We start from the raw sequence: 23604 nt of genomic DNA, 5'->3' as shown, positions 1-23604 counted from the left end.
ACTTGCGATGGCGATTTCTCTACCCGCCTTCGGCAGGACGAAAGGGATGGCGCCTCCGGCTACCAAGGGCACGGAAGGTGTCTATGTAACGGTCGACGATCTCGCCGCACTCGAGCCCATCGCCTGCGACCTGACCTTCCTGCGCAAGGCACCGGTTCGCCGGCTGCTCGCCGGCCGGCACGAGTCGCGCATGCGCGGGCGCGGCCTGAGCTTCGAGGAACTGCGCAACTACATGCCTGGCGACGACATCCGCACCATCGACTGGCGCGTTACCGCCCGTACGGGGCAGCCCTTCGTGCGGGTCTATGACGAGGAGAAGGATCGACCCGCGCTGATCGTCGTCGACCAGCGCGTCAACATGTTCTTCGGCAGCCGGCGTTCGATGAAGTCGGTTGCGGCGGCGCAAGTCGCCGCCCTTTGTGCCTGGCGTGTCATGGCGCTGGGCGATCGGGTCGGCGGCCTGGTGTTCAACGACGGGGAGCAGGAAGCCGTGCGCCCGCATCGCAGCCGCGAGGCCGTCATTCGCTTTTCCGATGCGATATCGGTCAAGAACAGGGCGCTCAGCGCGACGTCGGACGCAACGCGGGCGCCGGGACAACTCGACGCCGTCCTCTCGAAGGTTGCCGCAGTCGCCCGGCATGACCATCTGGTGATCGTCGTCAGCGATTTCGACGGGCACGGGCCGGCTACACGCGACCTTCTCTTGAAGATGTCGGTCGCAAACGACGTGATCGCTATCCTCATCTACGACCCTTTCCTGCTCGAGCTTCCACGCCAGGGCGACATGGTGATCAGTGGCGGGGCGCTCCAGGCGGAATTGCAATTCGGCCGCAGCAATGTCCGCGATGCCGTCGACAGCTTCGCCCGCAATCGGGGCCGGGACCTCTTGTCCTGGCAGAAGGAGATGGGGCTGCCGATGTTGCCGGTCTCCGCTGCGGAGGAGGTTGCCCCGCAGTTGCGCACGCTCCTCGGTCAGCTCGCATGGCGGCAGAGGAGGCGCTGAATGGAGCCCACCGCCGCGCCACCGCCGACCGACACCATGCTGGCAGCCACCTTGCGCGAACTGGCAGACATCGCCCTGCCGTCGCCGGTATCGATGATGCCGGCGACATGGGGATGGGCAGCGCTTACCGCACTCATTGCCTTGGCGCTTGCCTTCGCCCTCTGGCACTGGCGTCGGCATCGGGCACAGAACCGCTATCGACGCGAAGCGCTCGCGGAACTCGCGGCGCTGGAGGCAGCCGTGGGACAGGCAGCCGGCCGGGCGGACGCCCTGCAGCGCCTGCCGTCGTTGATCAAGCGTACGGCGCTTGCCGTCTGGCCGCGCGACGCAGTGGCGGCACTGGCCGGACAGGAATGGTCGGACTTTCTCAGGACACACGCCGGCAGGGCCGGGATCGACGACGAGACCTATCGCTTCTTTGCCGAAACCGAGTATCGCCTGCCGGCGGCCGGACCTGCGAATGAAGACATGGCCCGGCGGGCGTTTGCCGGCGCGCGCCGATGGATAGAGGGCCACGATGTACACCCTTGACCATCCCTGGCTGCTGTTGCTTCTGCCACTTCCGTTTCTCGTCTGGTGGCTTCTGCCACCCTACCGCGAGCAGACCCCGGCGGTGCGCATCCCCTTTTTTGAAGACATCACCAAGGCTGCCGGCATCGGCCCGACCGAAGGTTCCGTCGTGCCGCGGGCGAACCTGCTGCAGAAGATCATCGGCCCGATCTGCTGGGTTCTCGTCGTACTGGCGCTGGCAAGGCCGCAATATGTCGAGCCGCCGATCGAGAAGACCGAGCCTCAACGCGACCTGATGCTTGCGCTCGATCTTTCGCAGTCGATGGACACGCGTGACTTCCGCGATCCGGAGGGCAATCTGCAAGCCCGCGTCGATGCCGTGAAGACGGTGGTCGCCGACTTCATAGAGCGCCGGCCGAACGATCGGCTTGGCCTTGTCGCCTTCGGAGACGCGCCTTACCCGCTCGTGCCCTTCACGATGGACCATGGCACCGTGCGCACCATGCTCGCCGACACGTTGCCGGGAATGGCCGGGCCGCGAACAGCGCTGGGCGATGCGATTGGCCTGTCGATCAAGATGTTCGAACAGAGCCAGGCACCGGACAAGGTGTTGATCGTGCTGACGGACGGCAACGATACGGCCAGCAAGATGCCGGCGGACAAGGCCGCGGAGATCGCGAAAGACAATCACGTTCGCATCCATACGGTCGGGATCGGCGATCCGGCCGCGCAGGGGGAAGAGAAGCTTGATGCGGCTGTTCTGGAGAAGATCGCAACCACGACCGGCGGGCGCTACTTCTTCGGCCAGGACCAGAAGTCGCTCGCCGACATCTACGCGCTGCTCGACCAGATCACGCCGGCCAACCAGAAGACCCTGAGCTGGCGGCCACGCATAGAGCTGTTCCACTATCCGCTCGGCGCCGCCGTGCTGCTGGTGCTCGCCTATCACGTCGTGATGTGGCTCCTGTCGATCGGTGCGTCCCACCGCCGGGACAGCGAGGCAGGGGCATGATCACCGAGTTTCACTTCCTGCGGCCGTGGTGGCTTCTGGCAGTAGCGGCAGCGCTCCTTCTGATCTGGCTGCTGGATCGGCAATCCGACATGCGGTCGCGGTGGAAGAACTTCATCGCTCCAAATCTGCTCGATCATCTTCTGGTCGGCCGCGAACGGGTCCGCGGCCTGCGACCCGTCCACCACGTCGCCCTCCTGGTCGCGCTGTCAGGGATTGCCGTTGCAGGGCCGACCTGGGAGCGCGAACGCCCGCCCTTCGTGGAGGATACGGCACCGCTGGCGGTGGTGATCGATCTCGGCCAGACGATGAACGCCACCGACATCACGCCGACCCGGCTCGAGCGCGCAAAGCTGAAAGTCCAGGACATCATGGCGCGGCGGCAGGGCGCGCGCACGGCGCTGTTTGCCTATGCCGGCTCTGCGCATATGGCGCTGCCGCTGACCGACGACGCCGCGCTGGTCGCCACCTATCTCGCCGCCCTTTCGCCTGCGGTGATGCCGGTTCCCGGCAAGGATACCGCCAGCGCCCTGGAAGCCGTCGAGGCAGCACTTGCCGACGAGACGGCCCCCGGCACGATCCTGTTCTTGACAGATGGCGTCGAGCGCGGTGCCTTCCCCGCCTTCAGTGGCTACAAGGGACGCAACGACCTGATGGTCCTTGGCATCGGTACGCCGGAAGGTGGCCCTGTCAAAATCGGAGATGGCGAGTATCTGACCGACCGCACGGGTGCGCGCGTCCTGGCGCAATTCGATGTCGACGCCTTGAAGGAACTTCAATCGTCGTCCCCTGCGCAGGTCGCGACCGTGACGCTCGATGACGGCGACGTCGACTGGATCGTCCGCCGCATCCAGACTTCGTTCGCGCAGAAGTCCGAGGAGGGGCTGACGCGCTGGCGCGATTTCGGCTGGTACCTGACCATCCCTGTGGCCCTCCTCACCGCGCTCACCTTCCGACCTGGGCAGAAGATCCACTGGCTTGGCGCTCTTTTCCTTTTTCTCGTACTCGGAGGCGCGCCACCGGCGCAGGCTGCCGATTTCGCCGATCCCTGGCTGACACCTGATCAGCAGGGGCAGCGGGCCTTCGACCGCGGCGACTTTCAGGCGGCGGGGGAACATTTCATTGACCCGGCCTGGCTGGGTGCTGCGCTCTACCGCGCCGGGCGCTATCAGGACGCGATCGATGCGTTCGCGCGATCGACCACGGCCGAGAGCTACTTCAACCAGGGCAATGCACTGATGCACCTGGACAAGGCGGATGAAGCAATCGCGGCCTATCAGCAGGCGTTGAAGCAGCGCCCGCAATGGGAAGAAGCGAAAGCCAACCTGGCGTTGGCGGAGCGCCGCAAGCAGCAGAAGGACGACGAAGACGAGGAGCAGCAGCAGGAGGCTGCGGATCTCTCGCCGGACAAGATCCAGTTCGACGACAAGGGCAAGCGCGGCAAGGAGGGCAGGGTCGGAGGCGGTGCGCAATCGGCGGAACTGTGGATGCGCAATATCCAGGTCTCGCCTGCCGATCTCCTGGCGCGCAAGTTCGCAATCGAAGCATCCGGAGCGGCAAAACAGTGACCTTTACCCCCTCCTTCTTCGTCCAGCTTCTCGCACTGCTGCTCGGCCTGCTTTGGGGCGCGGCCACCAGCCAGGCTGCCGATCCGCTTGCGCGCGCTGTCCTGCAATCCAAGGGGACGCTGTATGTCGGTCAGGAGGTCCTGGTCGACATTGACGTCCTTGTTCCGAATTATTTCCTCCAGCCGCCCCAGTTCCCGCCGATCGATCTTCCGGGCGCGATCGTGACGCTTCAGGACGGACAGGCCCTGAACCTCAACGAGACGATCGACGGAACCGCGTATTCGGGCATTCGGCGCACCTATGTCGTCACGCCGCAGCGCGCAGGCGATTTCGCCCTGCCGCCGGCTGAAATCCCGTTCGGCTACGCCGCAGTGCCGGGGCAGGTGTCGCAGGGCAGGGTCACAATTCCTCCGCTGCGATTTTCCGTGCAGGCAGCTCCTGGTGTCGAAGGCGGCCCGGGCGTCGTGGCGGCCAAGGTAAGCGTCACGCAGGAACTCGATCAGGACCCCTCGAAGCTAAGCGCGGGCGAAACGCTGGTGCGGACGATTACCGTCCGGGCCGAGGGCATGCGTGCCATGATGATCCCCGAGCCGGACCTTGTGGCGCCCGACGGCGTGCGGATCTACCACCGGGACCCGTCGCTCTCAGATGAAACGGATCGCAACGGTCAGCCGGTCGCAGGTATACGTAAGGATGTGGTGAGCTACCTCTTCGCCGATCCCGGAACCTATGTGCTGCAGGCGATCGAGCTGAACTGGTTCGACCCGGCGACAGAGAAGACGCAATCAGCGAGAACTCCAGAGGTGACTGTGACGGTCGCGCCGGCACTCGCATCGCCGACGCCGATCGCGCCGCCCGCCTCGCCATCGGATGCGCCGCCGTTCGACTGGCTCCGCCTGGGTACCGTCGTCATGGGAGCATTGACCACCGGCCTCGTCCTGGCCCTTCTCGCGCGCGGCCTGTCCCGGCTCGAGGCACGGTGGGCCGAGCGGCGGTCACAGCAGCGACAATCGGAGGAAGCCTATTTCCGGCACGTCGTGGATGCCTGCAACGATGGTTCGGCGGTCGGGATCGGCAAGGCCATCGATGCGTGGTCGCGCAAGGCGGGGATTGCTCCGCTTCAATCCTGGCTCGGGCGCTTCGCCGACGCAGACACACTGACGGCCTACAATGCCCATCTGCAGGCCATCTATGGAGTTCCGACAGGGCGCGAGCCGCTGGCGACCACAAGCGTGCTTTTGTCCGGACTTGGCAAGGCTCGGAATGCGTGGCTAGCCGCTGCCGGCAAGAACGGAAAAGCGCCCGAGTCACCGGCACTGCCGCCCCTCAATCCGGTGGAATATGCCCGGGCGGATGTCGAAACCGTTCAGTAGCGCTTGAATTTTGGAGGGGCGACTGACGACGTTGCCGAAGAAACGCAGGCGCGATCGGTGAGCAGTGGAAACGAAGTGCGGGCGCTCGCCGAACAGAACTGGACAGGACGACTGATCCGCTGCGCATTTGGAAGGGCCTGTGGGAAGGCAGGATTGTCCGCCTTCCCACCACGTGTCTGATTAGCGCGGAGCCAGACCTTCCAGTTCGTTCAGCCGCTGAAGCGCGGCCTGCTGCTGCAGCCAGGCATAGTTGATGCCGCTGGCATTGAGCGTGCTGCCCGTCTGGAACGGATACTCATTGAAGTCCGAGAAGAACTCCTTGATCTTCGCTTGTATCGGCACGAGGAGCCACATGTTTCGCCCCAGGAACTCCATCGCGCCGCCACCTTCTTCCATGCCGCGCTCGTACGGGTCCATGCGCAGGTTGGTAATCAGCGCCCAGCTAGGCGTCTCGCGTGTTGCCGTTGCGATGTTTCCGTGGCTGGCGATGGCGAAGCTCAGTTTCCAGTCATTCCAGCGGATGGCATTAAGGTTGCCGCCCTGGTCGAAGTAGTAGACCGTATCGCGCGGCGGTTCTTCGGCTTCTCCTTTCAGGAGGCTGGTGAGATCATATCCGTCGAGATGAACCTTGAAGTTCTTGTTCCCGGCCTGGAACCCCTGCTTCATCTGCTCCTTGAGGTCGAGAATTCCGGCTGCTGCCGCAAACGTCGGCATCCAGTCCATCAGCGTCACCGGCTCGTTGATCTGCGTGCCGGGTTTCACCACGCCCGGCCACCGCACCATCATCGGGATGCGCATGCCGCCTTCCCATGTCGTGCCCTTCTCGCCATGGAACGGCGTCATCGCACCATCCGGCCACAAGGCGAGCTCCGCGCCATTGTCGGTCGTGTAGAGCACGATCGTGTCCTCAGCGATGCCGAGATCGTCGAGCTGCTGCAGGAGCTGTCCGACGTGCCCGTCATGCTCGACCATCCCGTCGGCATGGATGCCCTTGCCCGTCTTGCCGAGGGAGTCCGGCTTGAGATGCGTGAAGACGTGCATGCGCGTCGCATTGAACCAGACGAAGAAAGGCTTGTCGGCCTCATGCTGCCGGCCGATGAAATCCTTGGCTGCGGCCAGGAACTCCTCGTCGACAGTTTCCATGCGCTTGGTGTTCAGCGCGCCGGTGTCCTCGATCTTGCCGTCGGCGCTTGACTTGATGACGCCGCGCGGACCGAAGTTCTTCCGAAACTCCGGATCCTTCGGATAGAAGTAGCCTTCGGGCTCTTCCTCCGCGTTCAGATGGTAGAGGTTTCCGAAGAATTCGTCGAAGCCGTGATTGGTCGGCAGATGCTCGTCGCGGTCGCCAAGGTGGTTCTTGCCGAACTGGCCCGTCGCGTAGCCCTTGGATTTCATGACGTCGGCGATGGTGGGCATCCAGTCCTGGATGCCATGCGGGTCGCCCGGCATGCCGATCGTCAGCAACCCTGTGCGGAACGGCTCCTGCCCAAGGATGAACGACGCGCGACCCGCCGTGCAGCTCTGCTGGCCGTATGAATCCGTGAAGATCGCGCCTTCGGCTGCGATCCGGTCTATGTTCGGCGTGCGGTATCCCATCAGCCCCATCGTATAGGCGCTGATCTGCGGCACGCCGATGTCGTCGCCGAAAATGACGAGAACGTTCGGGGGCTTCGTGCCGTTGGCGGCCGGCTGTTCCTGAGCCCGGGCCGTGCCCGGGGCACCTGATGCAATGGCTGCCGAGGCAGCCGCGAGCACTGTGCCGCCCAGCAGCAGATCGCGGCGATTGATGTTCAGCGGACTGTCGGCCTTGGATGTTTCGGCATCTGGAAAGCTCATTTTCTGCTCCTCGATCAGCTTGAATGCGTGGAAAGCATGGGACTATGCGAGCTTGTCGTGAACCGGCCATCGGCCGGTTCCATCAGCGCAGGAACTTCATAATTTGACGAAGCATAGCGGGCATCGTCGATCGATGGCCCAAACAGGAAATGGGATAGGAACTGATCTCGACAAGTCTCCCTCGTGGTGCTCGCAAGAAATCTTGCGTTCCGTTCTGACAGTGCGGTCGCTGCCTGGGATTGTCGCGGTGTTACTCCCGCCACTCCTGCACTCACAGATGGGGTCGCCTCCCGCGGCTGTGCGACCGATACATACTTGCTCAATCACCTAAAACCGACAGGTGCGAACAGGTACGAACATGTTCTCCCGGGCGAACGACTTGCGCATTTCCGTCAGCAAGATAGGCTTTCTATGCGTCGGCGTTTCGCCCCAAGATCTGCTTCCCCATGGGAGTGACCGAAGCGATGAATGAAGCTCACTCCGAGCCCTCCTCTCACCTGGGACCAAAAGATCCCCGGACGGCCTCCAACGCGACGGAGCTTGGCGAGTTTCTTGCCTCGCATGGCGGTCCGTTCTTCGAATTGCAGGAACAACTCAAGTTGCTGCGCCAAAGTGCGCTGCGTGCGCCCGCGCGTGCTGCGCTGTTCGTGGCGCTGGCATGGGGCGTGCCGTTCCTGCTGGGCCTTCCGCGCAGCTTTTCGCTGGACCACGGCCGCGGTGCCTATCTGGCCGATCTTGGTGTGTGGGCGAAGTTCTTCATCGGAATCGGCGCTTTTGTTCTCGCCGAGCAGCAAGTGGAACGAGGGTTACAGGCGAAATTGTCGCAGATGGTCCGCGCACCGATCATTGCGCCGGCGTCCATTCCAGAAGCTGCGGCAATCGTTTCGGCGGCGCTTCGGAAGCGCGATTCGCGCGTAGCAGAACTCGTATGCTTGCTACTGGCGATATTTGCGTCCTGTCTCTCCTATCTCAACTTCCACACGGTCGGTACCTCTTCCTGGGCGGTTGAACACCTCCCGGCAGGCAACAGGATCTCGGCGGCAGGATGGTGGTCGATATGCTTCAGCCTGCCGCTGTTCGTCTTCCTCTTCTTGCGCGGGATCTGGCGGCATTTCGTATGGGCGCAATTGTTGCGTGGGCTTGCAAGGCTGGACTTGCGCCTGGTCGCTACCCATCCTGACGGCAAGGGCGGGCTGGCCTTTCTTGCGCAATACCCCAATGCATATGTTTTCTTTGTTTTCGGGATGAGCTGTGCCGTGGCCGCAGCGGTTGCCAAGAACTTTCTTCACGAAGGCTTGACGATGACCACCTTCACCATGGTGATGAGCGGTTGGCTGGCGATCGTCATCAGCTTCTTCGCCTATCCGCTGTCCGCGTTTACGCCTCCGCTTTCCCGTCTCAGGGAAGGAGGGCTGGCGCTGCTTGGCGCACAGGCGACCCAATACTGCAGAGCGGCAGAACGGAAGGCAATCGGGCGAAACGTATTTTCAGACCCCACACCCGAACCTGACAGTGAGATGTCGGATCCGGCGAAGCATTATGAGGCGTCGCGAAAGCTGTCGGTCGTCCTGGTCAGCCGATCAGCAGTGGTTCCAGTTGCCGCGGGTGCTCTTATCCCATTCGCCGTCGCAGGAGCGACGAAGCTACCCTACAAGGAGGTCGTATCCGTCCTGAAGAAGCTCCTCCTTCTTTGATTTGCGCGAGAAACGCACGGGCGGGAGCCAATTGGGGACACTGCTTCGGCGCTGGCGATCCCAGCGGGATCAAGCGTTAACCTTCCACTCTGTTAGCGTTTGGAACATCGAACGAAATCACCATCGATAGCATCTCGAAGGAACGCAAGGATCGGGGAGAGAACCATGTCGAACAGCGGGTCCGGTAAAAGGAACACGTTCCAGCGACGCCATCGCCGGCCGCCCTCCATCGCACGCCGGAAATTGACCCATCCGCTGCGCAAGGCCGCCCTCGCGAGTATCTTCTTTCTTCCCGATGCCGGCATTGCGCTCGCGGACTGCAATCCGGCGGCTCCTTCTTCGGGAGACACGGTCGTCTGCGACGGAAACCCAGCCGGATACACCACCAACGGTCTCGATGAACTCTATGTTGATATCCTCGCAGGCACGAACTTCAACGGACCGTTCAGTGCTTCGAACACAGGCCTGCTTAACGTCACCAGCGCCGGCAATCTGAACAGTGTGACGCTCGACGACAACGATGTTGTGATTTTCGAAAATTCCGGCAACATGAACAATGGGCTCGTCATCACCGGAGATGGGAACTACTCCGTCGTGAACAATGCCGGTTCTGCGATCAACTCACCGTTCAGTTTTACCGGTGACAGTGATAACAGCATCACCAACAGCGGAACGCTGAACAACGGTGTAACGATCGACGGCGACGGCACGACGGGGATCGTCAACAATTCGGGCGCATTCATCAACAATGGGGTGTTCGTCATCGGCGCAAGCGAGACGGACATAACCAACTACGGCACCATTCAGAGCACGGTCGCACTTGGAAGCGGCGATGATACGATCATCAACTACGATCCGGGCTCCATCAATGGAAGCGTCGACCAGGGGAGCGGCAACGATCTCTTCCGCATGGAAGGTGGCCGCGTCAGCGCCAGTGTTCAGCAGGCCGCCGGCCGCGACACCTTTCGGCTGACCGGTGGTGAGGTCACCGGCAACCTGGAAGCGGGCACCGGGCGGGATACGATGGTGTGGACCGGCGGTTTGATCGGCGGCATCGATATGGGCGACAACCGCGACCGCGCGCTGTTCCGGGGCCTTGACGACGCCGAGCTCAAGACAATCCGCGTTGACGGCGGACTGAACAGGGACACCCTGACATGGGAAGATACCCAAGGCGCCGGTCCCCAGAGGCTTGTGAATTGGGAGCTCATTGCCCTTACGGAGAGTTCGTCCCTGCAGATGACGGAACACCTTACGCTCGGAGACAGCGGGACGGCCACCGGAACGTTGACCATCGACGAGACGAGCACGCTCTTCGGCGGCGGGCGTCAAACGTCGGTCCTTCCCTTCGGATCTGCCCTCGTGAGCGTCGAGAACAGCGGCGTGATCGATCTGGCGTCCGGCTCCAACTCGACGACCGATAGCCTGACGATACAAGGCGACTACCTTGGCGATTCCGGGCAGTTGCTCCTCCAATCGGTGCTGGGCGATGACACTTCGCCGGCAGACAAGCTCGTCGTCTCTGGCGGTGAAGCGTCCGGTGTGACCCGAGTGGGTGTTGAGAATGTTGGCGGAGAGGGCGCGCGAACCCAGGAAGATGGCATCCTCGTCGTGGAAGCGACCAATGGCGGCACCACCGCGCCAAGATCCTTTCGCCTGCTCCACCGGGTCACCGCCGGGGCCTACGAGTACTTGTTGTTCAGAGGCGGCGAAGAGGATGAGACGGCCGAAAATTGGTACCTGCGCAATCATCTCCGCGATGACGCGGATGGAGATGGGGACGGCGACGGTGATGGCGATGGCGACGGCGATGGGGATGGCGACGGAGACGGCGACGGGGACGGCGATGGCGATGGAGACGGCGACGGCGACGGTGATGGGGATGGTGACGGGGACGGGGACGGCGATGGAGACGGCGATGGAGACGGCGACGGGGATGGAGACGGAGATGGCGACGGCGATGGGGATGGCGACGGAGACGGCGACGGGGACGGCGATGGCGATGGAGACGGCGACGGTGATGGGGATGGTGACGGGGACGGGGACGGCGATGGAGACGGCGACGGCGACGGGGATGGAGACGGAGATGGAGACGGGGACGGAGATGGAGACGGCGACGGCGATGGGGATGGTGACGGGGACGGCGATGGAGATGGCGACGGGGATGGAGACGGTGATGGGGACGGCGACGGAGACGGAGACGGTGGCGGCGGGAGTGGGTTCATACCGTCCTACCGGCCGGAAGTTCCAATTTTCACCGTTCTCCCCAGCGTATCGCGCGGTCTGCTCCGCTCGACGCTCGGGACGTTCCACGAACGTCACGGCGAGCAGAACTGGTTCGACAGCGAGAATCCGAAGCACCTCGTTTGGACGCGGATGTTCGGAGAAAGCTACAGTCAGGATCTGGAAGGAATTCTGAACCCCAGTTTCGACGGGACGACCTGGGGTATCCAGGCCGGCGCGCCTGTCTACAAGGTCGAGCATGCCAATGGCCAGGACGATACATTGGGCCTCTTCCTGGGCTATAGTCGTGCCAGCGGCGAGATCGAAGGATTTGCACTCGGTCGCTTCGACATAACCGTCGGCACACTGGATATCGATGCCTACAGCATTGGCGGCTACTGGACCCACACGTGGCCCGGCGGAGGCTATGTCGACGCGGTTCTCATGCATTCCTGGCTGGACGCGGAAACGAGTTCAATCGGCCGATACACCTCCAATGTCGACGGAACTGCGCTCACGGCTTCGCTCGAGGCTGGGACGAAATTTGACGTTCATGAGAATTGGTCCATCGAGCCGCAAGCGCAGTTGATTTGGCAGCATCAGGACTTCGACACAGTCCATGATCCCGGCGGTCGCATCACCATTGACGATGAAAATGCCTGGACGGGGCGCATCGGTGCACGGCTCGTCGGCAGCTACGATGTGAACGGCGCGAAGGTCAATCCATTCCTTCTCGCCAACCTCTGGCACGAATTTGGCGCCGACAGCACAGTCGCATTCAACGCCACTGGCTTCACCTCGACGCGAGAGGCAACCACGTTGGAGCTTGGCACCGGGCTTACAGCGGATTTCGACCAGAACACACGCATCTACGCAAACGTGTCATACAACATGGACGTTTCGGGAAATGACTTCCATGGCATCGAGGGGAATGTGGGCCTGCGTATCAGGTGGTGACGTAGCTGCCCGGTCGCGCGCCGCTTGTGAAGCTGTGAGACGTGGCGCAGGGGGTGTGCGGTCGCGGAACCTGGAGGATGACCAAACTGCAAGTTCCGACAGAGAGAGTGCTCGCGAACCTTCGCCAGGCGGCCGCCGCTCTCGAGGGGGAAGCCATCGACGGCACTTCATCGCACTTTCGGCGCAAGCCCAAGCTCGTCCTGATCGTGTCTGTTTCGGATGCCCAAACCCGGGCGATCTGCGCCACGGGCGTCGGAAACACGCTGGACACCGCCTGGCGCGCGGCCATCGCACACCTCAGGAAGCGAATGCCCGATGAAAATCGCTGGCAATGGATCAAGATCGACGTCGTACACTCCATTCGTTTCGCCACGCCGCCGGAGGTCCTTGCCGAGTTGTCCGGCCGACGGCGAAACTACTTCCGCCACGGCATCGCGTTCGACCCGAATTTCAATACCGCTCTCCTTGAACAGGAATTGAACGGTATCGCGGCCTGGGTCTGTGATGCCGGCCGTCCGCTCGGACTGAACTTTGAACGGATAAACCGGTACCTGCAGACGTCACGCAAACAGCCGCCGCTTTCCAGCGGCGTGCAGCAACAGCCCGCATGGTACCTGTTCGATACGAAGAGCCTGTTTAGCGATCGGACGGGCGAGGTCCGCATCCTTGCCGATTGCGGCTTCGGCCAGGGACTCCGGGCCGCACCGATGGTCGCCGACGAGATCGAAAACCTCATCGACAATGCCGGCTTGTACCTCACCAGACAGATGCGGGATGACGGTTCCTTCGTCTACGGCTACTTCCCCGCATATGACGCGGTCATTCCCACCTACAACATCCTTCGCCATTGCGGGACACTCTATGCGATGCTCGAGGCGTGGGAGGCAACCGGAAACGGCGAGATCGGACGTCACGTGCCGCGGGGTATCGACCATGTGCTGCGCACCGCGATGCGACGGGATGGCGACCGGCTCTTCGTCGTGGATCACGCGAACCACGGCGAAATCAAGCTCGGTGCGCAGGCGGTTCTGGTCCTCACGATTGCCAAATTCACGTCGCTGACGCGCGATGCGCGTTATCTGCCCGTTGCCCGCGCCTTGGCCAATGGCATCGTCGAGCGATTCCTTGATCCAGCGAGCGGCGCGTTCGTGCATGTTCTTCAGGGCGAGGCTCTCGCGGTCAAGGATCGCTTCCGCATCGTCTTCTATGACGGAGAGGCGGTATTGGCGCTCCTTCGTCTTCACGAGATCGACAGAGATCCGCTTTGGCTGACGTCGGCGATCAAGGCGTTCGAGCATTTCATTCGCACGGATCACTGGAAGCATCACGATCATTGGCTCGCCTACTGCGCCAATGAGATCACGCGCTATCATCCGGAACAACGATATTTCGAGTTCGGGTTGAAGAACGGCTTCGGCAACCTGCCATTCATTCGAGAACGAGAAACGGCATATCCGACCTTTCTGGAGCTGTTGATGGCGACGCTGCTGCTCGTCGACACGATGAAGACCACCGGCAATCCGCTCCCGCCGCCATATGATGTCCGGGCATTGGTCGAGGCGATCGATCACCGTGCCGAACATCAGCGGTTGGGCTGCTTCTATCCGGAGATGGCCATGTACTTCAAAGCGCCGCAAAGAATCGCTGGAAGTTTCTTCAGCCGGCACCATGCCTTCCGGGTCCGCATCGACGACGTCGAGCATTTTATTTCGGGCTATTGCCTGTACCTGCACAATGTCGTGCGCATAAGGCAAAGAATGTCCAGGCAATGTGAAAGATGATGCCCGTCGGGCGAGCAGAGAAACCGGCCGCGGCGACCATCACCGGCGCCGCCACGCCAGAAGACCCTTCAAGCAACACTTGACTGGAGCTTTGGGCTGCTCACCGAACTGGAGCGTACCGCCCTTCGGCGGATGGCGATCTTCGTCGGCGACTTCACGCTCGATGCCGCTCTGGAGGTGATCTCCAGCCCGACGCTCGAACAGCATGACGTATTCGGCGCAATCGACAGTCTCGTTGCGAAATCGTTGCTGGCAACGCGACCCATCGGCGCGATGATGCGCTACCGGTTACTGGATACGACCCGCGCCTATGCGCTTCAATGCCAGACCGAGGAGGATCGGGCGGGGCTGGCAGCGCGCCACGCGACCTACTATCGGCGCTGGCTTGAGCAGTTCGGGCCCGACTGGCCGACACTGTCGACCGGGCCGGAACGTCTGCCGTACTTCGTCAGCATCAACAATGTTCGCGCGGCGCTGGAATGGTGCTTTGGAGACGGTGGCGATGTTGGAATCGGCATCGGACTTGCCGCTGCCGCGGTGCCTGTTTTCCAGGTGATGTCGCTCTTTCCCGAATGCCAGCGCTGGTCGGAACGCGCTCTTTCCGCTCTGGACAATACCTCCCGCGACAGCATTGAGGAGATGCACCTCCAAGCGGGTCTCGGCATCTCCCGGATGTATTTGCACGGCGGGCGCGACGGCTCGCAAGCCGCACTCAGCCGCAGTCTCGAGATCGCCGAGCAGCGCGGCGATGCACTCGACCAGCTAAGGGTCCTGGGGCCGTTGAACATGTTCAATTTGCGCACCGGGGACTTCAACGCCGCCCTTCACTATGCAAGGCGTTGTTCGGAAATCGCCATGACCATGGAGGATTCCGCCACTGTCGAACTGGGACATTTCTTTCTGGGCAATTCGCTGCATTTCACGGGGGACCTGGAAAATGCGCGCATTGAACTGGAGGAGGCGGCGAGGGGCGAACCGCGGGCGCAGCGGACGCCGGCGAGCTATGTCGGCTTCGAGGGAAGGTACTTGGCCGGGGGGATTCTCGCGAGGAACCTATGGCTGCAGGGCATTCCGGGGCAAGCCGACGTTCGTGCGCGCAAGGCGATTGGTGAAGCGGCCGAATTGGACCATTCCTTGACGCTATGCATCGCCTTGCTCGGGGGCATCGCCGTCTTCCTGTGGTGCGACGATCTGGACAGTGCCGAGCAGCACATCGAATGGCTGATCTCGCGTGCGGGACTTCACTTTCTTTCACCTTACGTTTCCGTCGCCCGAGGCTTCGAAGGGGAAGTGGCGATCCGCCGCGGCGACGCAAAGGCCGGGGTGGAGATGGTGCGGCGTTCCCTGGAAAAACTGCATGCTGCGACCTACGAGGTGTTCACGACGATGTTGGAGATCTCGCTCATCAAGGGACTGGCTGCCACCGCGCAGTTCGAAGAAGGTGTGACAAGGATCGACAGGACGATCGAGCTCGTCAAGAAAAACGGCGACTTCTGCTACATGCCGGAGCTACTGCGTATAAGGGCGAAGCTCCTTCTGTCGCTCTCGCATTCCCTAACGGATGATGCCGAGGCATGCTTTACGAGGTCGATTGAGTTAAGTCGAAGTATGCGCGCGCGCGCATGGGAGTTGCGAACGGTCACGGATCTCGCCCAACTCTGGGCCAGAGGGGGGCGTTCGCGTGATGCGCAAGCAATGTTACGGTCGGTGTTTGAGCAATTCGACGAAGGACAGGATACGGGAGATGTGAAGACTGCTGGGCACGTGTTGGCGACACTGTATTGAAAGTAATGTCATGATGCGCCGCAGTTTACTGAACCTGTCACGCCAGCGCTGGTAGCGGCATGACCAGCCTTCTTCAGGCAATCAACCGCGCCGCCCGGCGGCGCTTGCGGTCGGGATTGTTGTAGTAGGCGGCCGCTTGGGTCAGCGATCTATGCTGCGATTGCTGCACCGCCTCCGGCAGGGGTATGCCGCGATTGGCGGCTTCGGTGAGGTAGCCGGAGCGCAGGCCGTGGGCGGAGAATTTTTGCGGATCAAGCCCCGCTTTGGCGCAGCGTGATTTCAGGATCAGGTTGATCGATTGCGGCGTCAGTGGACGGCGGTCGACATTGCCCCACTGATCGATGCGGCGGAACACCGCCCCACTGTCGATGCGTGCTTCGTGCAGCCAGCGTTTCAGTGCCTCGACCGGCCGGCCGATCATCAGCAACCGCGCGTCGTCGTCCGGACCTGTCATCTTGGTGCGACCAAGGCGGATCGCCAGGCAGGGCAGGGGAGGGGAGGCCGGGTCGTCTGGCTCCGCGCGGACCGCCTCCTCCTCGATCAGATCCTCGACGCGCAGGTTGGCGACCTCCGAGCGCCGTCGGCCGCCGGAGGCAAAGGCGGTCAGGAGAATGGCGCGGTCGCGGATGTCGACAAGCCGGTCGCCGGTGCAGGTGGACAGCAACTGGGCGAGCACGTCGGCGGTGACCGCGCTCGTGCTCTTGCGTTGCCGTGGTCGCCCGCTGGCGCGGACGGCGAGCCGCAGTGCGCTCTTCAGCGATGGGGTGGAGAAGGCACCGGCAAGGCCGCGCCAGCGCGTCAGGATCGACCAGGAGGTCAGTCGTCGCCGCACCGTTGCCGGCGCATGCGGCCCGGCGACGCGCAGCAGTCCCTGGCTTCGCAAACCCATCTCGACTTCCGCCGGCATCCCGTGCGCCGGATCGTCTTCGCGCCGGCCGGAATCCCAGAGATGGTGGGCGACGAATTTTAGCAGCAGCGCCTCGGGGGCGGGCCAGGGGAGGGGAGTGCCGGTGGCCAATGCACACCAGGCCTCGAGATAGGCGAGGTCGGAGGCGAGCGCGCGCAAGGTGTTCGCCCCCATGCCTTCCTTGGCCAGGTGCTTCAGGGTGGCGACGTCATCATCAGTCAGGATTGCAGCGAGCTGGTCGCGGCGGTCGAACGGCAGGATGGCGTCGAGCGCGTCCAGTTCCTCGGCACGGCAAAGGACTGCGTCAGTTGGTCTGTCCGGTGGCGTGCGGTGCCCAGCCACCTCAGAGGATCTCCCATGGGTTGATGATGCTGAGGCCGACATCCTCGAAGTCGGTAACGTTTCGTGTCGCCAGCACTGCTCCGCGAGAAAGCGCGATGGCGGCGATCTGCGCATCGAACTGGCTGATGGGGCGGCCAATTCTGCGCCTGTCCGTAGCAATCGAGGCGTAGATGTCGGCCGCGTCGCGGTCGAACGGCAGGACACGACCGGCGAGGTCCTGCGCAAAGATCGGCAGGACGGCCGCCTCGAGCTCGCGTCTGCGCCGGCCATCGGGAAGTAAACGCAGTCCGTAGAGGATTTCGGCCTCGGTGACGGCGGTCGTGAAGATCGCGACGGACGGCTGTTCTGCGAGCCAATCGACCACGGAAGGCTCCGGGGCCGGCAGCAGCAGCTCAGAGATGACGTTGGTGTCAAGAACGATCATGCGGCGGAAAAATCCGGGGCGTCACGGATCGGCTCGCGTGCCGGAATTTCCAGCTCGATGCCGCCGAGCGGCTGCAGGCGGGCGCGAATGGCGCCGGCGAGATTGCCGGGTGTCGGTTCCTGCTGGGCCAAGACCGTTTTAAGGATGTCGCGAGCCTCGTCCTCCATCGACCGGCCATGCGTCGCGGCACGGATGCGCAGCCTCTGCTTCAGCCGATCGTCGATGTTGCGAATCGTCATGCTGGCCATGGTACGTCTCCGGCAATTCAGTCATCAATGATTGCAACATAAGCAATGATGTAACTGATCTCAAGGGAACACGTTTCTGTGCGCGAAAACCAGACGGACATGGCCCGTTCCGAACGCCCCAATGCACCGCCTTACCCACTTCCGCCGCCAAAGCGGTCACTATCGATACTTGCCCGCTGAGATCATTGCCCACGCGGTATGGCTTTACTATCGGTTTGCTCTCAGCCTGCGTGACGTCGAAGATCCGCTTGCCGAGCGTGGCATAGATGTCTCGTTTCAGACCGTCTCGGAGTGGGATTGCTTCGCCATATCCGCCGCCGCGGTCGCGCGCGACGGTCGATATCGATGGGTGTGCAGCGAGCCAGGCGCGAGAGGTTTCCAGAGTTCGGTCAGGCAGCAGGATGACCGGTCGCCTGCGCTCCAAGTCACACACGATCGTTCCATAGGTCTGCCCACGCCTGAAGGCAAAGTCATCAATGCCTATTATGGCAGAGAGCTCATTGTTTTGTTCGGTGGCGCGTCGACGAAGGGCCGGGTGCCGAAGCGCATCGTCACCGACAAGCTTCGTTCCTACGGCGCGGCACGGCGTCAGATCATGCCGACCGTCGAGCATCGATCACACAAAGGGCTGAACAATCGCGCCGAAAATTCACATTTGCCACTGCGAAAACGGGAGCGGCTGGTGCAACGGTTTCGCTCGCCAGGCGCATTGCAACGCTTCACGAGCGTCTTTTCGGCGGTCCGAAATCTCTTCGTGCCGCCTCGTTCAAAACGCTCAGCTATTCCCGTCCATTTGCATCGCCTCAGGGCGATCGCGCATTGGAAGGCTGTGACCGGGACAACTGCCTGAGCCACGCGTCATGTCGAAAGCGCGGATCAAGAATTTAACCTGACATCACCAGCTGAAAGCCTAAGTTCGGTCCGGGAAGCATGCTTGATAATTATCACCTTTAGCTGTAGCTTATAAAGGTGAATATCCATACAGGTGCAAGCACTAGATGTCGTGTACGAATTCTTTTGGAGGCGGACATGAGCGCTATTTCGCATGGAAGTTCGCATTCTTCAGAAAAATCACCTGCGCAAACAATGACATTGTATGGGCTCCCTCTGCCAGACCCCTCAGGGAGTTCTTCTGACGGAATTATTGGAATTGTCTATTGTGGCTTCAAACTGGAAGGCAATGAGGTAAGAATTCCGACTGAGCGCGTGTTTTACTTGCGTTCAGATCAATTCGTCTCGTCAGGAGTGGCCAGCGGATTTGCTGTCGCGGGAGAAGCCGTCCAGGCATATGAGATTCCATTTAAGGCGGATATACGCGAGTCTGAGACCAAGAAACTCCTGATTGCTTCCGAGGTCATCAGCACGACTGGAGGCACATTCGCTGGAATGACAGCCGTGTCGCCTGTTCATACACCGATGGATCTCTCAGAACTTGAGGGCCTTTCTCGGGAGGACCTGCTTTCCCGCGTCCGTTCACTGATGGCTGCGGATCAAGGCGCATCTCCAATGCCGAGGCGATGCGAATCCTATGTCCAGTCCTACAAGACGACCTGGTATGGTGTTGGTCATCGTGAGGATGCAGCAGGTGCCGATTGTAAGAACACGGCACTCTGGGAATAGTCACCAGATCTGATGCCTGTTTTGTCCTCGAATGCTTGACCTCACGGATTGCTTCAACTGGAGCAATCCGTTCTCCAAAGTTTACGGTCATGATCCTCATTGTAAGCGACAGAAAAGACATCCAAGCGTACTACGTCATGGTGGAGCTAGACACGTTGGGCATCGCCCACAGTCTCTTCAACGTCGCCGACTTTCCCACAAAGTCGAGTGTCTCTCAGGTATTGGGAAACACATCCGACCACTGCAGCATCACAGTTGACGGTGGATCGATAATTCGAGCTTCGGACGTGACAGCTGTGTGGTATCGGAAACCTGATCCCCCAAAGATGAGACAGGACATCGATCCAGACGAACGTGAATTCACCTTCCATGAGATCCATTCGGGGGTTCAGGGACTTTACGATGCTCTCGGGCATGCACGCTGGATGAACCCTATCGAGCAAGTCCGCATTTCGTCAAACAAACTGAAGCAGTTGAGGTTAGCTGCGCGTCTTGGGATGCAAATTCCGAGAACGATTTTCACTAATGACGAGCGTGAAGCGCGGAAGTTTGTCGATTCAATTGATTGCAAGGTTGTCTACAAACCCATTGGCGGTCGCTACCTGGGTACACGTTCAGGACCGTGGGAAGAGCTCATTGTTACCCGCGAGATCTACACAACGCTACTGGATGAATCTACGATCGATGCTGGCCTCCAGCGGCTTTCAATGTGCCCCGCCCTCCTTCAGCAACATATTGAGAAGGCATTGGACATTCGGGTCACGGTCGTCGGAGACAAGGCATTTTCGGCCGAAATTCACTCGCAGACAACTCCTGAAACCACTATTGACTGGCGGAGAGGAAAGGATCCATCGGCCCTTGAACATAAGGCGCACGAACTGCCACCCCACGTTGAGAGGCAGTGTCTCGATCTCGTCAAATCATTGGCACTGACATTTGGCGCGATCGACCTCGTCAAGGGCAAGGACGGCCGATACTATTTCTTAGAGATTAACCCCAATGGCCAGTACGGTTGGGTAGAAGACCTAACGGGCCTCGCCATTAACAAGGCGATTGCAGGACACCTCGCGAACTCGGGAGGTAGACGCTCCTAGTGCCGTGAGACTGCCTGTGAAGGAATTCCCTCAACCTTCTCTGGCCAGCGTGGGATCTCATTGAGCATCGCCATCGAAAACACCATAGTTAGTTCGGCATGCTGCTCGTCCGACAGTCCTTCCATCAATTGGCCTGTCAATCGTCCACCTCCGGCATAGACCTGTCGTAGATCTTCCAAACGTTGTTTCGCATAGTCGCGCCCCAAGGTGCGGAGCTCGTCTTTGACTATCTCGAGGTACTCCAAGGGTACGGGATAACTGATGTCATCGTACTCTAAGATCGCAACTGCAGGCTTGGCGGTATTGGGACTTAGTTTCTGGCGATCAAATGGTGACCAGAATTGTCGCCAGTGCTTCTCTCGCCCATTCAACGGCTTCCTGGCGTGATGCACATGGACTTGCGACTGGCGTACCGCAAGCCCACGGTGAGTGCCGCCTTGTTCGGTGATAGCGAACATCGGAAGTCCTAGTGCAAACACTAGGAGTAGTCCTATGACGAAGCAGCCGATTGAAGTGATCACATCTATCGAGCGCCGGCGACGCTGGTCTCGAGCCGGGCGCGGTGCTTTCCGAGATTGCCCGTGCGGCCGGTATCCATGTCGGCCAGCTCGTCCGTTGGCGCAAGGAACTGTGCCAGATCGAGGAGCCGAGAACGGAGACTACGAACACCTTGGTGCCTGTGATTGTGTCGGAAGCCGCGCCGGCATCCCAGCCCGCTCCCTCGGAAGCGCCGGTCCCGTCATCTTCCCGCCGGAGGTGTAGCGACGTGACGATTGAGCTGGGCCGTGGTCGGCGTGTCCGGGTGGACAGCGACGTCGACACGGAGGCGCTGGGTCGCATTCTTGATTGTGTGCTGGGACGGCGATGATACCGGTTCCTGTTGGCGTGAAGGTCTGGCTGTCGACGGGCCATACCGATATGCGCAAAGGCTTCCCTGGCCTTTCGCTGATGGTACAGGAGACGCTGAAGCGCGATCCGATGTGCGGACACCTGTTTGTGTTCCGCGGTCGCGGTGGTGGCCTGATCAAGGTCATCTGGCATGACGGCCAGAAAGCCTGCCTGTTCACGAAGAAGCTGGCTGAAGCGGCGACCGCCAAGGCGGAAGCTGCCAGCGCAAAGGCGCTCGTATCGCATTCCGAAGCACTGATCGCGCGGCTGAAGCTGGAGATAGAGAAGGTCCGCCGTGAGCTTTACGGCAGCCGCTCCGAGCGCAAGGCGCGGCTCCTCGAGCAGATGGAGCTGCAACTCGAGGAACTTGAAGCCAACGCTGGCGAAGATGAGCTGGCGGCGGAGATGGCTGCCAAAGCCTCGGTCGTCAGGGCCTTCGAGCGCAAACGCCGTCACGCAAGTCCTTTCCTGAACACTTGCCGCGCGAGCGGGTCGTCATCTCCGCCTCGACGAGCTGCCCTTGCTGCGGTTCCACCAAGCTGTCGAAGCTGGGGGAAGACATCACCGAGACACTCGAGGTGATCCCGCGTCAGTGGAAGGTGATCCAGACAGTGCGGGAGAAGTTCACCTGTCGCGGATGTGAGAGAATTACCCAACCGCCAGCACCTTTCCATGTGACGCCGCGTGGCTTTGCCGGGCCGAACCTGCTGGCCATGATCCTGTTCGAGAAGTTCGCCCAGCATCAACCGCTCAATCGCCAGAGCGAACGCTATGCCCGAGAGGGGATCGATCTCAGCCTATCGACGCTAGCCGATCAGGTTGGCGCTTGTGCCGCTGCGCTCAAGCCCATCCATTCGCTGATCGAAGCACATGTCCTGGCTGCCGAGCGGCTGCATGGCGATGACACTACCGTGCCGATCCTGGCGAAGGGAAAGGCCGATACAGGGCGCATATGGACCTATGTCAAGGATGACCGGCCGTTCGGCGGGCAGTCACCACCTGCTGCTCTGTTTTATGCCTCACGAGACCGGCGGCAGGAGCATCCCGAGCGCCACCTGAAGACCTTCACCGGCATTCTGCAGGCGGATGCCTATGGCGGTTACAATCCGCTGTTCAAGGTTGATCGCAATCCCGCTCCTCTGACGCAGGCGCTATGCTGGTTGCACGCGAGACGCAAGTTCTTCGTGCTCGCCGACATCGCCGCGAGTGCCAATCGGGGAAGGAACGTCGCGCCGATCTCGCCGATGGCGCTGGAATTCATCGCCGGTTAACCTGACATCACCGCCGAAAGATCCGCTTCTTCTCGACCATCGAATTGGTCAACGCTCTCGAGCAGGAGAAGGCCAAAGGAAAGGCAGGCCAGATCGCCGAGACGCTGGTTCGCCTCGATCTGCTGATACTCGATCAGCTCGGATACCTTCCGTTCAGTGCTTCAGGCGGAGCGCTGCTCTTCCACCTGCTGAGCAAGCTTTATGAGCGCACCAGCGTCATCATCACCACCAACCTCAGCTTCAGCGAATGGGCCACGGTCTTCGGTGACGCCACGATGACGACCGCTCTCCTCGACCGCCTGACCCACCGTTGCCATATCCTGGAAACCGGGAACGACAGCTTCCGCTTCAAGGCCAGCTCGGCCGCGGCAGCACAGAAGAGAGGAGAAAAGGCCAATCCCTTGACCAAACCCTGATCAGAAAACCATACTCAGAGGTGGCTCACTTCTCGGTGGAAAAACCGGCTCAGTTCCGCGTGGAAACCAACAGGCGTGCAGTAGCACTCTTCGACTCGTGCGCCGGCATCGGCGCGTCAGGATCGACGAAGGGACCGGAAAGCGGCGCGCACTTCGGCGGTAAATACCTCGGGTGCTTCCCAGGCGGCAAAGTGTCCGCCCCTGTCCGCGCGGTTATAGTAGACGAGGTTGCGATAGGTCCGTTCAGCCCAATTCCTCGGCGGTCTGTAAACCTCACCCGGGAAAATTGTCACCGCTGCGGGGATCGTGATGCCGGTCGAATTGCTCTTGGGGGCATTGACATTTTCCCAGTAGATCCGGCCGCTCGAGGTTCCGGTGTTCGTAAGCCAGTAGAGTGTGATGTTGTCGAGTATCTCGTCGCGGCTCAGTGCAAGCTCCGGCTCTCCGCGGGTGAACACCCAGTCAGCGATCTTGTCATAGAACCACGCTGCCAAACCTGCGGGGGAGTCGGCAAGACCGTATCCAATGGTTTGCGGACGCGTTCCCATGATTGCCGCAAACCCGAAGCCCTTGTTCAGATACTCCCTGGCCTCGTCAAACACCGCCCTTTCCTCGGCGGTCAGGTTTGACGGGGCCGGATCTCCGTCTTTCAACG

At 61.3% G+C, this 23604-nt stretch carries 18 protein-coding genes and 4 pseudogenes; 15 read left to right on the top strand and 7 right to left on the bottom strand.

All coding sequences use genetic code 11. The features are described from left to right. Positions 1-7: 7 nt before the first annotated feature. Genes GGQ64_RS25085 through GGQ64_RS25065 form a run of 5 tightly spaced genes read left to right on the top strand, consistent with a single transcriptional unit; the run spans position 8 to position 5463 of the window. Positions 8-1003 carry a DUF58 domain-containing protein gene (locus GGQ64_RS25085; protein ID WP_183808055.1) on the top strand — a complete coding sequence of 332 codons (996 nt, stop codon included), beginning with the start codon at positions 8-10 and terminating at the stop codon, positions 1001-1003. After that, positions 1004-1534 (top strand): DUF4381 domain-containing protein, encoded by a 531-nt coding sequence (locus GGQ64_RS25080; RefSeq protein WP_183808054.1) that lies wholly within the window; start codon positions 1004-1006, stop codon positions 1532-1534. Then, on the top strand, positions 1521-2525 hold the full coding sequence (locus tag GGQ64_RS25075) for a vWA domain-containing protein (protein ID WP_183808053.1): 1005 nt from the start codon (positions 1521-1523) through the stop codon (positions 2523-2525). The genes GGQ64_RS25080 and GGQ64_RS25075 overlap by 14 nt, the downstream gene beginning before the upstream one ends. Further along, on the top strand, positions 2522-4090 hold the full coding sequence (locus GGQ64_RS25070) for a VWA domain-containing protein (RefSeq protein WP_183808052.1): 1569 nt from the start codon (positions 2522-2524) through the stop codon (positions 4088-4090). Before GGQ64_RS25075 ends, GGQ64_RS25070 begins: the two co-directional genes overlap by 4 nt. Next, a complete protein-coding gene (locus GGQ64_RS25065; RefSeq protein ID WP_343059574.1) occupies positions 4006-5463 on the top strand; it encodes a BatD family protein in 1458 nt (485 codons plus the stop codon). The genes GGQ64_RS25070 and GGQ64_RS25065 overlap by 85 nt, the downstream gene beginning before the upstream one ends. Positions 5464-5643: 180 nt before the next feature. Here GGQ64_RS25065 and GGQ64_RS25060 read toward each other — a convergent pair whose 3' ends face one another. Further along, a complete protein-coding gene (locus GGQ64_RS25060) occupies positions 5644-7299 on the bottom strand; it encodes an arylsulfatase (protein WP_183808051.1) in 1656 nt (551 codons plus the stop codon). Between the two features lie 446 nt (positions 7300-7745). Here GGQ64_RS25060 and GGQ64_RS25055 point away from each other — a divergent pair, with 446 nt between their 5' ends. The 4 genes from GGQ64_RS25055 (at position 7746) to GGQ64_RS25040 (ending at position 15739) form a co-directional block, all read left to right on the top strand. Beyond that, a complete protein-coding gene (locus GGQ64_RS25055; protein ID WP_246422926.1) occupies positions 7746-8993 on the top strand; it encodes a hypothetical protein in 1248 nt (415 codons plus the stop codon). A 165-nt stretch (positions 8994-9158) separates the two neighbouring features. After that, positions 9159-12173, top strand: coding sequence for an autotransporter family protein (locus tag GGQ64_RS25050; protein WP_183808050.1), 3015 nt, complete (start codon positions 9159-9161; stop codon positions 12171-12173). Positions 12174-12250: 77 nt separating this feature from the next. Next, positions 12251-13954 (top strand): YyaL domain-containing protein, encoded by a 1704-nt coding sequence (locus GGQ64_RS25045; RefSeq protein WP_183808049.1) that lies wholly within the window; start codon positions 12251-12253, stop codon positions 13952-13954. A 96-nt stretch (positions 13955-14050) separates the two neighbouring features. Next, the gene (locus GGQ64_RS25040) at positions 14051-15739 is read left to right on the top strand and encodes an ATP-binding protein (RefSeq protein ID WP_484549460.1); all 1689 of its coding nucleotides are present in this window, start codon (positions 14051-14053) and stop codon (positions 15737-15739) included. A 73-nt stretch (positions 15740-15812) separates the two neighbouring features. Here GGQ64_RS25040 and GGQ64_RS25035 read toward each other — a convergent pair whose 3' ends face one another. The 4 genes from GGQ64_RS25035 to GGQ64_RS28390 are packed head-to-tail and all read right to left on the bottom strand — an operon-like array spanning position 15813 to position 18273. Beyond that, positions 15813-16988 carry a tyrosine-type recombinase/integrase gene (locus GGQ64_RS25035; RefSeq protein ID WP_343059573.1) on the bottom strand — a complete coding sequence of 392 codons (1176 nt, stop codon included), beginning with the start codon at positions 16986-16988 and terminating at the stop codon, positions 15813-15815. A gap of 1 nt (position 16989) precedes the next feature. After that, positions 16990-17412: a type II toxin-antitoxin system VapC family toxin gene (locus GGQ64_RS25030; protein ID WP_183808047.1), complete on the bottom strand. Its 423-nt coding sequence runs from the start codon at positions 17410-17412 to the stop codon at positions 16990-16992. Then, entirely contained in the window at positions 17409-17660 is a 252-nt protein-coding gene (locus GGQ64_RS25025; RefSeq protein ID WP_183808046.1) for a FitA-like ribbon-helix-helix domain-containing protein, read from the bottom strand. Before GGQ64_RS25025 ends, GGQ64_RS25030 begins: the two co-directional genes overlap by 4 nt. Further along, positions 17551-18273, bottom strand: a complete 723-nt coding sequence (locus GGQ64_RS28390) for a transposase (protein WP_425488541.1) — start codon at positions 18271-18273, stop codon at positions 17551-17553. Before GGQ64_RS28390 ends, GGQ64_RS25025 begins: the two co-directional genes overlap by 110 nt. Here GGQ64_RS28390 and GGQ64_RS25010 point away from each other — a divergent pair. The 3 genes from GGQ64_RS25010 to GGQ64_RS25000 all read left to right on the top strand — a co-directional run bounded on the left by GGQ64_RS25010 (position 18196) and on the right by GGQ64_RS25000 (position 20374). Then, entirely contained in the window at positions 18196-18510 is a 315-nt protein-coding gene (locus tag GGQ64_RS25010; RefSeq protein WP_343059572.1) for a DDE-type integrase/transposase/recombinase, read from the top strand. The genes GGQ64_RS28390 and GGQ64_RS25010 overlap by 78 nt on opposite strands. 179 nt (positions 18511-18689) lie before the next feature. Further along, positions 18690-19280, top strand: coding sequence for a hypothetical protein (locus GGQ64_RS25005; protein WP_183808045.1), 591 nt, complete (start codon positions 18690-18692; stop codon positions 19278-19280). Positions 19281-19369: 89 nt separating this feature from the next. After that, complete coding sequence (locus GGQ64_RS25000; RefSeq protein ID WP_183808044.1) at positions 19370-20374, top strand: MvdC/MvdD family ATP grasp protein; 1005 nt, start codon at positions 19370-19372, stop codon at positions 20372-20374. Here GGQ64_RS25000 and GGQ64_RS24995 read toward each other — a convergent pair. Then, positions 20371-20832 carry a hypothetical protein gene (locus GGQ64_RS24995; RefSeq protein ID WP_183808043.1) on the bottom strand — a complete coding sequence of 154 codons (462 nt, stop codon included), beginning with the start codon at positions 20830-20832 and terminating at the stop codon, positions 20371-20373. The genes GGQ64_RS25000 and GGQ64_RS24995 overlap by 4 nt on opposite strands. Before the next feature lie 98 nt (positions 20833-20930). Here GGQ64_RS24995 and GGQ64_RS28385 point away from each other — a divergent pair. The 3 pseudogenes from GGQ64_RS28385 to GGQ64_RS24975 form a co-directional block, all read left to right on the top strand. Beyond that, a pseudogene (locus GGQ64_RS28385) lies at positions 20931-21242 on the top strand (hypothetical protein); the annotation flags it as partial. After that, positions 21239-22524: pseudogene (gene tnpC, locus GGQ64_RS24980) on the top strand (IS66 family transposase); the annotation flags it as partial. The pseudogenes GGQ64_RS28385 and tnpC, both read left to right, overlap by 4 nt. 14 nt (positions 22525-22538) lie before the next feature. After that, positions 22539-22949, top strand: a pseudogene (locus tag GGQ64_RS24975) (ATP-binding protein); the annotation flags it as partial. 116 nt (positions 22950-23065) lie between these two features. On the opposite strand, the pseudogene GGQ64_RS24970 reads toward GGQ64_RS24975, so the two are convergent. After that, positions 23066-23604 (bottom strand): annotated as a pseudogene (locus GGQ64_RS24970) (epoxide hydrolase); the annotation flags it as partial.

The organism is Mycoplana azooxidifex (assembly GCF_014196765.1).
In the GTDB taxonomy this organism is placed as follows: Bacteria; Pseudomonadota; Alphaproteobacteria; order Rhizobiales; family Rhizobiaceae; genus Mycoplana; species Mycoplana azooxidifex.
Note: the sequence above shows the minus strand (reverse complement) of the source record. Positions and strands in the feature narration are given on the sequence as shown.

Excerpts from the sequence above, each read along its gene's own strand:
- GGQ64_RS25000 (WP_183808044.1), top strand. The coding sequence starts at position 19,370 with ATGATCCTCATTGTAAGCGACAGAAAAGACATCCAAGCGTACTACGTC.
- GGQ64_RS25070 (WP_183808052.1), top strand. The coding sequence starts at position 2,522 with ATGATCACCGAGTTTCACTTCCTGCGGCCGTGGTGGCTTCTGGCAGTA.
- GGQ64_RS24995 (WP_183808043.1), bottom strand. The coding sequence starts at position 20,832 with ATGTTCGCTATCACCGAACAAGGCGGCACTCACCGTGGGCTTGCGGTA.
- GGQ64_RS25080 (WP_183808054.1), top strand. The coding sequence starts at position 1,004 with ATGGAGCCCACCGCCGCGCCACCGCCGACCGACACCATGCTGGCAGCC.
- GGQ64_RS25060 (WP_183808051.1), bottom strand. The coding sequence starts at position 7,299 with ATGAGCTTTCCAGATGCCGAAACATCCAAGGCCGACAGTCCGCTGAAC.
- GGQ64_RS25005 (WP_183808045.1), top strand. The coding sequence starts at position 18,690 with ATGAGCGCTATTTCGCATGGAAGTTCGCATTCTTCAGAAAAATCACCT.
- GGQ64_RS25050 (WP_183808050.1), top strand. The coding sequence starts at position 9,159 with ATGTCGAACAGCGGGTCCGGTAAAAGGAACACGTTCCAGCGACGCCAT.
- GGQ64_RS28390 (WP_425488541.1), bottom strand. The coding sequence starts at position 18,273 with ATGCTCGACGGTCGGCATGATCTGACGCCGTGCCGCGCCGTAGGAACG.
- GGQ64_RS25075 (WP_183808053.1), top strand. The coding sequence starts at position 1,521 with ATGTACACCCTTGACCATCCCTGGCTGCTGTTGCTTCTGCCACTTCCG.
- GGQ64_RS25030 (WP_183808047.1), bottom strand. The coding sequence starts at position 17,412 with ATGATCGTTCTTGACACCAACGTCATCTCTGAGCTGCTGCTGCCGGCC.
- GGQ64_RS25055 (WP_246422926.1), top strand. The coding sequence starts at position 7,746 with ATGGGAGTGACCGAAGCGATGAATGAAGCTCACTCCGAGCCCTCCTCT.
- GGQ64_RS25045 (WP_183808049.1), top strand. The coding sequence starts at position 12,251 with ATGACCAAACTGCAAGTTCCGACAGAGAGAGTGCTCGCGAACCTTCGC.
- GGQ64_RS25025 (WP_183808046.1), bottom strand. The coding sequence starts at position 17,660 with ATGGCCAGCATGACGATTCGCAACATCGACGATCGGCTGAAGCAGAGG.
- GGQ64_RS25085 (WP_183808055.1), top strand. The coding sequence starts at position 8 with ATGGCGATTTCTCTACCCGCCTTCGGCAGGACGAAAGGGATGGCGCCT.